The following is a 12,369-nucleotide window of genomic DNA, read 5'->3' as shown; positions in this document are numbered from 1 at the left end:
ACATTTAGCAGCAGCCCTTTCCATGAGCAATATTGTAATTAAAGCCGAGAATATATCGAAAGCCTATGAGTTGGGAGAGTTTAGTACTGGCACGATCAGTCGTGATCTGGAACGCTGGTGGGCGCTGATGCGGGGCAAAGAGGATCCCTTCTTAAAGATCGGTGAGGTAAATGACCGAACTAAAAAGTCAGACAGCAAGCTGGTATGGAGTCTTAAAGACATCAATTTTGAAGTGGAAGAAGGTTCTGCGGTAGGCATCATCGGCAGAAACGGCGCTGGCAAGAGTACCCTGTTGAAACTACTCAGCCGTGTAACCTCACCAACCTCGGGCATCATCAAAGGTCGTGGCCGCATTGCCAGCTTGCTGGAGGTCGGTACTGGTTTTCATCCGGAACTTACTGGCCGGGAAAACATCTTCATCAACGGAGCCATCCTGGGCATGCGTAAAGCCGAGATCAAAAAGCGCTTTGATGAGATCGTAGATTTTGCAGGCGTGGAGCGCTATATTGATACCCCGGTGAAAAGGTACAGCTCTGGCATGTATGTACGCCTCGCTTTTGCTGTTGCGGCGCATCTGGAAGCAGAAATATTGATCGTAGACGAGGTGCTCGCGGTGGGAGATGCAGAGTTTCAGAAGAAGTGTATGGGTAAAATGGGGCAGGTGACCAAAGAAAATGGACGCACCGTGCTTTTCGTAAGTCACAACCTGGAATCCGTAAAGGCGCTTTGCAACACCGCAATTTTGCTGGTAAACGGAAGGATGCACGAATGCCGGGATCTCTCGGAAGCTATAAACATTTATTTGCAACAGCGCCAGGGCGATGAAGGTGGCAGGTTTACGAACCGTAACCTAAGTGGTAATAAAGAGGTTTTTCTGGCTTCAGCACATCTGAAGCAAAAAGGGCTGGAGACAAATCATCTATTTAATGATTCAGCGATCGACATACATTGCAGCTTAAAGTGCAATTTTCCAATCAAGATATCGTTAGAAGCGAAGATCAGGAACCAGAATGGCTTGCCTATTCTCTTCGGTCCTGTAGGACTAATGCATAATCGGGAGCATGAACTGGAGGTCGTCGGCACACACAACCTGGTGATCCGCCTGGATCCACCATATCTCGCAAAAGGAAGTTACTTCGTTGATCTGGTTGTTGCCGAAACGGGGAAACGCATTATTGATCTTCACGAAAGTTGTCTATCCTTTGAAATTGAATCCAGTTTTATCGCAAAAACAGGCTATTCCTTTCAGCAAGACAGGGGCGGAGGGGCAATATTGTTGAATGCTTATACCTATTTGGAAGAAGAACTACCATTTGCCCATTGATCGGTGTTTTTGATACCCAATGCTTCCGCATCGAATACCGGATCTTTGCCGGCACGGCGTTGTTCCTGGTAGTCTTTCAGTGCCCTTAACGCCGGTTTACGCAGTAGAAGAATTGCGATTACGTTCAGCCAGGCCATTACACCAACGCCAATGTCTCCCAGCATCCATGCTGCTTCGGCCGTTTTTACGGCACCGAAAATCGTTGCCGCCAGCATCACTACACGCAACAAGTTCAACAGCCATTTATTGCCTTTTTTATCCAGATAACTGAGGTTAGTTTCAGCGATATAGTAGTAAGCCATGATCGTTGTAAACGCAAAGAACAATAAGGATACTGCGACGAAACCACTTCCTATGGAAGGAAAGTGCGCACTCACGGCCAACTGGGTATATTCAGCACCAAGTTTCGCACCAGGCAGATTTTCAACCAAAAAGCCACCTTCCGGGTTCACCACATTATATTGGCCGGTGAACAAGATCATGAAAGCTGTTGCTGTACACACAAACAAGGTATCGATGTAAACGGAAAAGGCTTGTACCAATCCTTGTTTAACCGGGTGGGAAACCTCTGCTGCTGCGGCAGCATGTGGCGCCGTTCCTTGTCCTGCTTCATTGGAGTAAATACCGCGTTTCACGCCCCAGGCGATCGCCATGCCGAATACACCTGCAAATGCGGGCTCCAGATTGAAGGCTGATTTTATGATCAATGAAATCACAGACGGAATCTCAGTAATGTTTAAGGCCATGATGATGATGGCCATTAAGATATAAGCGCCAGCCATAAAAGGGACAACAATTTCAGCGACTTTACCAATGCGTTTAACACCACCAAAAATGATTAAACCCAGAAGGATCGCAACACCTATTCCGGAATAAACAACGGGTACATGAAAAGCATTTTGCATGCTCAATGCAATACTGTTGCTCTGCGTTCCTGGTAACAAAAAAGCCATGCTGATGATGGTTGCTATTGAAAACAGGGTCGCATACCATTTAATGCCTAAACCTTTTTCAATATAATAAGCGGGCCCGCCTCTATATTGTCCATTGTTTACCTGCTTATAGATCTGGCCCAATGTTGCCTCGATGAAGGCAGATGCACTACCTAAAAAGGCGATCAGCCACATCCAGAAAATAGCACCCGGACCACCCATCGCAATGGCAGTAGCTACACCGGCAATGTTACCCGTTCCTACACGACCGGAAATGGCAATGGCAAACGCCTGGAAAGAACTTACACCTTGTTCAGAACTTTTGCCGTCGAAGAGTAATCGCCACATTTCCTTGATGTACCGGATCTGAAGAAACCGTGTGACCACGGAAAAGTAGATCCCTGCTGCCATACATAAAAAAACCAGTGCGTTACTCCAAACGATGTCATTGATTCCCGAAATTATACTTTCCATTATTGCGTTTTAGGTATGAATTGAGCTCCGAAAAGCCTGAAAAAAATGCAATAATAAGGAATTAAAAAAGAAGGAGTGGGTAACAGGCCAGGCTGCTTTAGTAAAAATATCAGTACAACAGGAGCACTATGGCTTTGGGAAGTGTTGGAGGTATTCGTTCCAGGCGGTTATTTTACCGTTGGAAAGTCTGATGTCATTGAAAACTTTTACGCTGTCTTTCTTGCCTTTCCTGTCCTCCCAATACTGGCTGAACCAGACACTTACCCATTCCTCAGACTTGTCTTTGTTGATTACACTTCGCCAATCCTGGGGCACGACTTTAAGGGTTTTTAGGCTGGCAAAAAAGTCCTTATTCAGCTGCATGATCTCTTCACGCGTACCGTTAAATTTCACACCATCTATATTAGATTCGATGCTGTCGGCCGTGTATTTGCCTATGGTTTCATGATCCAGACTTTCCATGGCTTTAAAGACGTTTAATACGATTACCTCATTATTCTTGTCCGGGTTAAACTGCCAGTCGTACTTTGCATTTTTCGTGTAAGGGAGTGATGCTTTGGAAGCGTTGTTGTTGTCGCTGGTAGCGGAAGTGTTGTTGCAGGCTGTGCCAAGGGTGGCAACGAAACCTAAAAGAAGCATAGTGCTAAAGGTTTTCATGAGGTTGGTTCCGGTTTTTTAGTAATTTGGTATGTAGTTGTAAGTTAGTAAATTAACTGAGAAGTAAAATGAAAAAAATCACGTTATTCATTCTTTATAGCTTGATATCGTCCATCAGCATATTTGCAAAAGAGCAAGTACCCGCGGCACTTCTGGGAAACTGGCTTGTTCCGGAAACGAATGCCTGGAAATTTGGTATTACGGAGCACTACGTAGTGGCAGAAGGAGCTTTTTGGGAATATGAAGTATTAAGTAACAAGCCAGACTTGCTCGTGCTGTCCATGTCTGATGGAACCCAGAAAAAAATTTTATATATCACGCCGGCAGGTCCAAAAACCGCACTGATCGGGTATAGCCAAAACACGCGGGCCTTGTTTACAACAACAGTTAACGGCAATCCCAAATACGGAGGAAGTGATCTTGGCTTTGCTAAACCGGTTCTAAAAACCGGAGCGGTACAGCTAAAAGGTGTGTTAAATGGTTATGATCCAAAGCGGACTGGCTACGGATACATCATGATCCTGTATAATCAGTTACTGGCAGATGTACAAAAAATAATTACGGTGAAGGTCGACAGTCTAGGTCGGTTTGAAACAAACTTTCCCCTGTTAAACCCTCAGGAGGTCATGATCAGGTTTGGGGACGAGTTGACAGAACTGCACTTGGGCCCAGGGCAAAAGCTGATGGTAAGTATAGATCTGTTGACCAATCCGCGGGATGATGTAGAACAGCAGCAGTACATGATCACCAAACAAAATCGACTGTACATGGGAGATCAGGCATTGTTTAACACTGCCTTCAATGACTTTCAGTACCGGTTAAGAAGCATGCAGTTTTTGGGCGGTGACAAAGATCCGAAGCAGACGGAGCAGTTCGCGTATAAAAAGAACAAACTAAAGATCATGAATCAGATGCTGGATACTCTGAAAAGTTATAATCATCACCATCATCCAGGCAAAAAGTTTAGTCAATATTTCAACGCCTTTATCAGATATCAGTCGGCTAAAGAATTGTTAAGTTACCGGTGGGCGAATGGCAAACAACAGCTCAAACCTGAATATTTTGATTTTTTGAAAGCATTGCCATTGAACGATGAAGTTAGCCTGGTAACCACTGCATACTCATCAGTGTTAAAGGATCTGGGTAGCGGTTTGTTTGCTGAAGATCTGGTACTTCAGGCACCAACAATTGACTCGGTTATCAAGCTTGCGAAATCCCAAGGAGAAAGCTTTACGCCCGAGCAGGAAGCCATGCTGCGAGATAATGTTGTACTTTTTGTTCATGGGCCGGAATCAATGGGGCACAGCCACAATGCCGACGTGGAGATCAATGATGCAAATGCCATTGAAAGTATGTACGTGGGTTTTAGAAAGCACATCGAGCTGCAGGAGGCAGACTATATGAAGCCTGTTCTTAAACGGTTGGGTGTAATTCCCGGCACCCTAGTGTTTGAACTCATTGCCGCAAGGAAAGCTTTGGTTGAAATCGAGTCTGCAGGTGGCTTTTCCGAAAGTAAGATGAGGGAACTCAAGATCACATTGAAAAATCCAATACTTTATCATTGGCTGGAGCAGTATAATGAGAATCTACAAGTTAATTCAGATGGGACATTGGCTAAGGCCATCTAGCTTCCTGAGCATGTTCATTTAGAAGATATAAAACACGTGGATAGTCTCTGAGGGAGAACCTCAAATGCGACGTCATCGTTGATGATCGCCTGGCGTATTATTACCTGTAAAGGCTCAGCAGGAATAATCAAAATTTACAGTAATATTTCAAGTTCAATGCGCGACAAGTACAGGTATACTGCGTCGGGGAAGCTGCGGGATTTTTTCGCCTCAGCAAGGGACCTTAGACACACCTGATCCAGACCTCGCCCACACCTCACCCACATCGTACACACGAAATGTGTGTGTATGGTCTTTGTCAGGTGTGATTTACTTGTGGCTTGGATCTGGTTGTTTTCCGAGTCTACTTGTAGTGGAAGTATCGGTTTGGCTGAAGCACTTTTTAACTGGTTTCTGACCTTACTTCCTTTTGCTGGGGTAATGGCCTTTGAAAGTCTTTAAGGCTCAAGAACCGAGATTGCGTGTAGAGTGGAAATGAGAAGACCTTAGCTTTCCAGCATGAGGTTAAGAATGCAGATCATGGGGTTAAATAAAAAGGCTTTCAGCATGATGCTAAAAGCCTTTTTTCTATTGGTGGAGAATTGTCGGTGTTTTCATGAACTATCCGATTGAGAACGATAAATCTTGGTCAACGTCCTTACTTAGCAAGTTTATATCTAAAACCACCAAGAGAAATGTCATATGGAGGATTTAGCGTAGGTGCTGAAAAACCTGTTCCAAAGGTGATGGTAATCTCATCAAAAGGTGTTTGACTCTCGCTAGCTCGCAGTGTAGCTCCTCCTGTCATTCCGATCAGTGGCTTAGTAACTGAGCTTTCAGTTAAGTAACTAGTGTAAGATGGTCGTAATTGTTTATTAAGCTTTGAATTCCGAAAAGCCGTAGTTATCCCATATCCAAAACCTTTAAATGGAGAATTAAATTCGAAGCCAAAAGCGGTCACCATTTTTGAAAACTTGATGGTCATGGTGTTTCCCATACTTAACGTGATAATAGGCGCGAACTCATCAGCTACAACTGGTTTATTTCCCCATTTAACTTCTTTATTGTGAGTTTTTCGGGCTTTACTTTCAAACCGAAGTGCTAGATCTTTATTGCAGACGGAATCCAGTAGTTCGCCATTCTTGTATTTCGCCAAGCTTAGCGGTTTGAAAGCAAGATATTTTCTGTTTTCAGCTTGACCGAAACTTGTTACTGAATCTCTGTAATAATAAAGCTCACCATCTTCACTAGGGATATATCCGAAGCCATTCGGATCTAATGGGTTGTATGGGGGCAAGTCATCATTTAGACTTGTCTGTAAGATGTTTTTCTCTTTCGGTTGGATTTCGTCATCTTTGGTACAGGAGTTTAATGTTGTGATCAGACCTACTGCGACAAGAGCTTTAAGGAAATGTTTTTTCATGTTTATATTGGTTTTTGATTCAGCGAAAGTAGGAGATAATCATGTGAGTGATATCAAGGCGTAAATTATTGTTACGTTGCTTGTTACCTGTGAAAATAACTGTGAAAATTATCGTGGAACCACTGCGAGGTGCTGGAACTTACTTTGCCAGCTTGTATCTGAAGTTTGCAAGAGCAATACCTCTTTCCGGAATATCCTACGTTTGAGGATCACCCAGGGTAACCATAACCATAGTAAAAGGCTTTGTTGCTTTTACTGCGATCAGTTGAGCCCCATTCGGACTTCTAGAAACTACTCAAGACCCCCTTCGCATTATCAAACAACCAATCTCCATATTGCGCCGTAATTTCGTGATCGCTGTTTTTGCGATTTGGTGCAACTTCGAAACCAAATTCCGTTGATTAATCGTGTCTGTAAATTATTGTTGCATTGAACGTTACTTTTGGTTGATAGCGAGAAAGATATCGTGAAAGCTTGCGGTTTGCTCTTGGTCCTGGTCGGAAGATACCAGCAATGGTTTCGACTCCTTTAAACACCTAATAGAGTTCAAAGCATGGTATCAGCATTGCCTTGAGCTTAGAGACTCTCGGTTGATCGCTGCAGAAAATGACGAACAATCCTAGGAGAGGTCCCGTTTTCAATCTTGACTGACTAGGACTAATAAAAATAATTTGTGTGTTAAAGTACGTGCAAACGAAAAAAGCACCTACATGTTTAAATGTAAGTGCTTCATAATCAGAGTGGAGAATAGCGGAGTCGAACCGCTGACCTCTTGCCTGCCAGGCAAGCGCTCTAGCCAGCTGAGCTAATCCCCCGATCGGTCGCAAAAGTAGTTAAATTTGGAAGAGTTGCAAATTTATTATGAAAAAGCCGTTGGGAGTTCTTTAAAGATTCTTCAACTCTCCTAAAATATTCGTTAACTGTACGCCAGCGGTAAAGCGATCCATAGCCTCTCACTAACTGAATTCAGGTCAAAAAAAAACCTGCTATTCAGCAGGTTCTTCAATGGTGTACTTCAATTACAATAACAGAAGTACTATATACTTTCCTTATTTGAAGTGCGTAAGATGTTTCCATACATCACGGACGTATTATCTAAGCTTGGTTGATCTTGTAAAATAGCATTTCCGTTTTCTGCAACCTCTAAATAAAATATTCTTTTTTCTTTATTCTTACCAACCTTATACTTCAAGAGCCAGCGGTTATCTTTTTTCTTTGTGGATACCAGTTTGTAGTCTTCCATGGTGTAGGCATGTAGTTCCTCAGACCCGATGTTGAAGAAATTATATTGATCTTCTGCTCCTTTCAGTAACAATTCATCAGGTTGTTGAACCAGAAATATGGAACTTTTAACTTCTTTAGCCCTCGGGTTGTATTCATTTTGTCTGATATTATAAGCTTCGAAATAGCTTCCGCTTCCGAAAGCTAAGCGATAGTATTGATTCAGGAAATATGAACTTACCGGCGCATCAGTTGTCAGCCGTTTACTCGTTTCAATACTTGCCGTACTCGGGTTGATCAGCTCGAAATTAGCAGAATTTGCAAAAGCAGATGTTCCTCTAAATCCTGGCTTGTTTTCCACCTTGGTGACTACAAAGGCAAACTTTCTGGATTTAATAAGATCAGAAATCAGATCTTTTTCTTGAGCGAGGGTGCTGTTTAACAATCCAATCGTTAAACAAGCAATGAGGAAGCGTGTTTTCATGTGTTAACATTTATGTTAGTTCAATATAATTAATTAAATCAATAGATTAATTTTTTAATCTTGAAATTTCGTGTTTGACGACTGTATTTAAGTGCCACCTGCTTGTGATCGAAGTGCTAAAAAGTCGAGTGTTAAACTATGATCCTGTATGCAATAACAGAAAAAGTGATTGACATGTTTCAGCTACAAAAACCAGGAGATATACCTTAAAGCCAGGAGAGATTGTGTGTCCGAGAATAAATCAGCATTCGGAATACGACAAATACCTTTGATAAAGTACCTGCTACATTAAAATCTATAAAAGAAAGTGTACTTGTTGATGGTCAGCAAGAGCAATTTGAGCTCATTGATTTTTGGAGATGGAGCGTCTCAGATCTTCTTAGTAATGAGTTTGCAGGTAGCGAATTGTCGTTTTACATAGCTTTTCCAGTACATCCAGGTTAAGGTCAGCCAACTTCTTGAAGTAAATACAGGCTTTGCCCATCTTATATTTCCCTAATTCATTAAGTAGTTTTTTGTCCTCAGCTTCCGGTGCATACACATATAGTGAAAATTCAGCTTTCCGGGGTGAGAAGCCAATGAGCGGTGCATCACCTTCATGGCCACTAGCGTACTTGTAATGGTAAGTTCCAAAACCCACTATCGTTGAGCCGTACATTCTCGGCTTGAAACCGGACCATTTTTCCATTAGTTCAATGAGCTGCAAGCTATCCTGCTTCTTCTGATCATTATCGACGTAAGCATCTATAAAATCAATAACGCTTAGTTCATTATAGACCGTTTTGTTCTTTGTTGCCATACTACAATCCTCCTTGTGCCACAATCGATCCGGCAAAAACCACTATAGGTAGTTATTGATGGACCCGTGTGTCTTACCTAATTTACTTGCTTAAATTGGAAGGAGCAAATCTGATGAAAAAGCTTATCTACCTGGCGATCTTTTACTTTGCTGCAATTACCAGCTGTGCAAAAAACGATCATGAGTTAGTTCAAACGGATATCAAAACTGCGGCAGTAGAAATCGCTGCAGCAGTTTTGACCATACCTGATGTTCCAGGGTACACCCCTAAACCGGGGATAGAGCCGGGTAATCCGATTCCTTTTCCACCTCCGAAAACTCCGACGGATTTTGATGGATATGCTGTAAGTTGGGGAGGTCCGAGTTCAGATTACATAGATGGTACCTGTTTATTGAAAATCTCTCATTTAGAAGAAGGAAGTACCTATCATCAAATCAATAATAAAAACATCAACATGGCTTTTTATAGTGGCGACGGCGATCATGAGCCCATGTTTATTCGACGCCTGAAGCCGACAACTCCAGCGCCCTATGGTTGGACACCTATTTGGAATACGTTGCCCCTGGTGGAAAATGAGCATCCAGAGGTGCTCTTTACATCTAGATTTGAAAAGTCTATAATTATTGTCTTGTCTAAACCATGTATCAAATTCGGCTTTGAGCTGTCGCCCAACTTGCAAAATGAGGTGCTAAATTGTGTAGTTTACTGGGGGCAATTTGCAGGAGATGGTTCTAGAGGGGCGTTCGACCACCCTGTACAGTCTCCTGACGGCGCAGTGCTCTATAGTTTGCAGCCAATAGGGAAAAATGCTTCCTTTAACGTTGTCACCATCAGTTTTTATCCTAGAGGTGAAGGGAATCCATTGATTAATCCTGAAGGAATAGCCTTAGCAAATATCCGGTACCAACTTGCAGAATAAGTAGTTGTGAAAGGAGCCTGCCATGCTTTAATTCTCCTGAGGGTAATATTAATGGGCTGAAAAAATCCATCCACCTTTATTTCGAAACTGAAGATTCAATAAACAATTCAGAGGGTTTGGCAAGCTCAAACATCAGGTATAAACCGGCTATGATCGTTCATTTAGATATTCTGATAAGTCAAGAAAGGAAAAGCAAGTTGCACATTTCAACGGGTGTGAATCGTAAAAATAATATAGACTTTAATATGAAGTTAACATAGAACCTTCATATTTGCAGCCCTATTTATTTACATCATCCCTCATGAAAAAATTATTACTTTTCTGCAACCTCCTGGTTGTACTTGCCGGCTGTTCAAAGAAAACCACTCAGGATCTTGAACCTGGGCTGCCCCCGGTTACTTATACCATCGTTGAAGATTTTGAAAATTCCGCCGCCAAAACCAGTTATGTTGCAGCTGATGTGAGCATGCCAACGGGAACCTGGAATCTTGACGATGCGCTGGTCGGTAACTTAGATACGGACCTGAAAAACGGGCTAAAGAGTGTAAGACTTAGAGCTGGTAAGCTAACCATGAACTTTGACGTAACTGGTGTCAATATGCTGTATATTAAACATGGTAAGTTTGGAAAAGATGCGAACTCAACCTGGCAATTGTTAATGTCTACCGATGGTGGATCAACCTTCACTCAGGTGGGGTCTGACATTGTTGAAGACAACAGCTCCTTAAAGCTGGATTCATTTAAGGTCTCCACGGATGCGAAAGTTCGCTTTCAGATCAGAAAGGCTGGAACAACAAGGATCAATATCGATGATATTACCTTCAAGGGCACCGGTGATCCTGGAATTTCATTTGAGACACCAACGCCAGCCCCCATAGACTCTACGTCAACGGGTGGAACGCCAAGCGCTGCAAGGGGAATCAATGCAGGGCCAGATGCGCAGCCGGTTGCTGGCGATAATAGCAATTCCTTGTTTGGTAATCCATCCAATGCTACAACACTTACTCCGGAGAATTATCTGCTGGACCAGCGCTATTATGTGGAATCCTATAGCACTTCCCGCAGCACGCCCAACTGGGTTAGCTGGCATTTAGATGCTACTACGATCACAGGCGCCGCTAAACGTCAAGATAACTTTGCAGCTTTTTCAGGTCTTCCATCAGCTGCCTTCGCTGTTCAAAGTACGAGTTATCAGAATTCTGGCTTTGACAGAGGACACAACGTGCCTTCAGGCGATCGTACCAGTTCTACCGAGGCCAATAGTGCGACCTTCTTGATGACAAACATGATTCCTCAGGCACCTCAAAATAATCAGGGTCCTTGGGAACAGTTAGAATCTTATCTGCGTACGAAAGTGCTGGAAGGGAACGAAGTGTATGTGATCATGGGCAGCTATGGATCTGGCGGTGTAGGAAACAACGGCAGTGCTGCAACTATTGCGGGTGGTAAAATTGCGGTGCCGTCAAATATCTGGAAGATTGCCGTAATTATACCTGCAGGTGATGCCGATCTGAGCAGGATCACTTCTACAACCACAGTGGTCGCTATCAACACGCCGAACATCAATGCCGTAGATAAAGATTGGAAAAGATACCGCGTATCGGTTCGTGATATCGAAAAAGCAACTGGATACAACCTGCTTTCTAATCTGCCGCAGTCGGTTCAGGATGTCATTGAAACAAAGGTCGATGCCTTAAATTAAATTATAAACTCAAGGTATAATGCTGCCTACTGACTATTCAGGGGCAGCATCAACTCAGGTTTATTATTGATTACACCTTTAACTGCCGCAGCATTAACGGCAGTACTTACCTGATAGGCATCCATATTTTCGTCGGGATAAGGAACACACAAGCTCAGCAGATCAGCAGGGGAGATGTCTTTAGAAAGCCAAGCCGATTCCGTGTGTTTAGGCAGAATTACAGGCATCCGGTTTTTAGGGTCATGAACCTTGCCAACAGTTTTATTCGCGGCGGTAGTCATGATGGTAAAGGAGCGGTAAACAACTAAGCCGTCAGCACTTTTCCATTGACTCCATAACCCTGCAAATGCAAACACAGGTCTGTCTTTCACAATAAAACGATAGGGGAGAGACTTGCCCGATTTTCTGTCCCATTCATAAAATCCATCGGCAAGGACCAGGCAAGTTTTATGGTTATGGATTAGCGGACGGTAGGTATTCTTTTCCAGAACTTCCTCGCTTTTAGCATTCAAGGTGCTGATGTTGAGTTTGGTGCTTTCAGCCCAGTAAGGCACCAGTCCAAAGTGCATCTTTTGTGCGATACCCGGCTCATCTGCGGTAATCACCAATCCCTCTTGAGTGGGGGCAAGGTTGAAATTCGGTGCAAAGCCCTCTTTTAGCTGTACTTTATACAGCTTCTGAATTTCTTTTTCAGCTCTGGTTAGTGTATATCTTGCGCACATTTCGACAAATTACAAGTTTAAGGCTTTTTAGTTTTGGGATGTTGAAGATAATATAGCTGAATAGATTTATTCGTAGGAAACTCTAGTGGAACGTAAAAATCCTG

The 12,369-nt window shown here is 43.1% G+C and carries 10 protein-coding genes and 1 tRNA gene; 4 read left to right on the top strand and 7 right to left on the bottom strand.

Annotated features, from left to right (window positions below):
• Positions 1 to 22 precede the first annotated feature (22 nt).
• Complete coding sequence (locus ACTHQF_RS14710; RefSeq protein WP_440431280.1) at positions 23 to 1,324, top strand: ABC transporter ATP-binding protein; 1,302 nt, start codon at positions 23 to 25, stop codon at positions 1,322 to 1,324.
• On the opposite strand, the gene ACTHQF_RS14705 is transcribed toward ACTHQF_RS14710, so the two are convergent.
• Together ACTHQF_RS14705 and ACTHQF_RS14700 are read right to left on the bottom strand one after the other, a co-directional pair.
• The gene (locus ACTHQF_RS14705) at positions 1,291 to 2,730 is read right to left on the bottom strand and encodes an alanine/glycine:cation symporter family protein (protein WP_440431278.1); all 1,440 of its coding nucleotides are present in this window, start codon (positions 2,728 to 2,730) and stop codon (positions 1,291 to 1,293) included. The genes ACTHQF_RS14710 and ACTHQF_RS14705 overlap by 34 nt on opposite strands.
• Positions 2,731 to 2,856: 126 nt before the next feature.
• A complete protein-coding gene (locus ACTHQF_RS14700; RefSeq protein WP_440431276.1) occupies positions 2,857 to 3,387 on the bottom strand; it encodes a hypothetical protein in 531 nt (176 codons plus the stop codon).
• 68 nt (positions 3,388 to 3,455) lie between these two features.
• On the opposite strand from ACTHQF_RS14700, the gene ACTHQF_RS14695 reads away from it, so the two are divergent.
• Positions 3,456 to 5,015 carry a hypothetical protein gene (locus ACTHQF_RS14695; protein ID WP_440431274.1) on the top strand — a complete coding sequence of 520 codons (1,560 nt, stop codon included), beginning with the start codon at positions 3,456 to 3,458 and terminating at the stop codon, positions 5,013 to 5,015.
• Positions 5,016 to 5,652: 637 nt separating this feature from the next.
• Here the strand turns inward: ACTHQF_RS14695 and ACTHQF_RS14690 are convergent.
• The 4 genes from ACTHQF_RS14690 to ACTHQF_RS14675 form a co-directional block, all read right to left on the bottom strand.
• Complete coding sequence (locus ACTHQF_RS14690; protein ID WP_440431273.1) at positions 5,653 to 6,417, bottom strand: hypothetical protein; 765 nt, start codon at positions 6,415 to 6,417, stop codon at positions 5,653 to 5,655.
• Between the two features lie 741 nt (positions 6,418 to 7,158).
• Positions 7,159 to 7,232, bottom strand: a tRNA-Ala gene (locus tag ACTHQF_RS14685).
• 221 nt (positions 7,233 to 7,453) lie between these two features.
• On the bottom strand, positions 7,454 to 8,122 hold the full coding sequence (locus ACTHQF_RS14680) for a hypothetical protein (RefSeq protein WP_440431271.1): 669 nt from the start codon (positions 8,120 to 8,122) through the stop codon (positions 7,454 to 7,456).
• Positions 8,123 to 8,501: 379 nt separating this feature from the next.
• Positions 8,502 to 8,921 (bottom strand): DUF1801 domain-containing protein, encoded by a 420-nt coding sequence (locus ACTHQF_RS14675; protein WP_440431269.1) that lies wholly within the window; start codon positions 8,919 to 8,921, stop codon positions 8,502 to 8,504.
• Positions 8,922 to 9,034: 113 nt separating this feature from the next.
• On the opposite strand from ACTHQF_RS14675, the gene ACTHQF_RS14670 reads away from it, so the two are divergent.
• Positions 9,035 to 9,841, top strand: a complete 807-nt coding sequence (locus ACTHQF_RS14670) for a hypothetical protein (protein WP_440431267.1) — start codon at positions 9,035 to 9,037, stop codon at positions 9,839 to 9,841.
• Positions 9,842 to 10,142: 301 nt separating this feature from the next.
• The gene (locus ACTHQF_RS14665; RefSeq protein ID WP_440431265.1) at positions 10,143 to 11,543 is read left to right on the top strand and encodes a DNA/RNA non-specific endonuclease; all 1,401 of its coding nucleotides are present in this window, start codon (positions 10,143 to 10,145) and stop codon (positions 11,541 to 11,543) included.
• Positions 11,544 to 11,569: 26 nt separating this feature from the next.
• Here ACTHQF_RS14665 and ACTHQF_RS14660 read toward each other — a convergent pair whose 3' ends face one another.
• Complete coding sequence (locus tag ACTHQF_RS14660; RefSeq protein WP_440431263.1) at positions 11,570 to 12,265, bottom strand: SOS response-associated peptidase; 696 nt, start codon at positions 12,263 to 12,265, stop codon at positions 11,570 to 11,572.
• Positions 12,266 to 12,369 lie beyond the last annotated feature (104 nt).

Source organism: Pedobacter sp. SAFR-022, from assembly GCF_051965375.1.
Lineage (GTDB): Bacteria > Bacteroidota > Bacteroidia > Sphingobacteriales > Sphingobacteriaceae > Pedobacter.
This window is presented reverse-complemented; position numbering and strand designations above follow the sequence as displayed.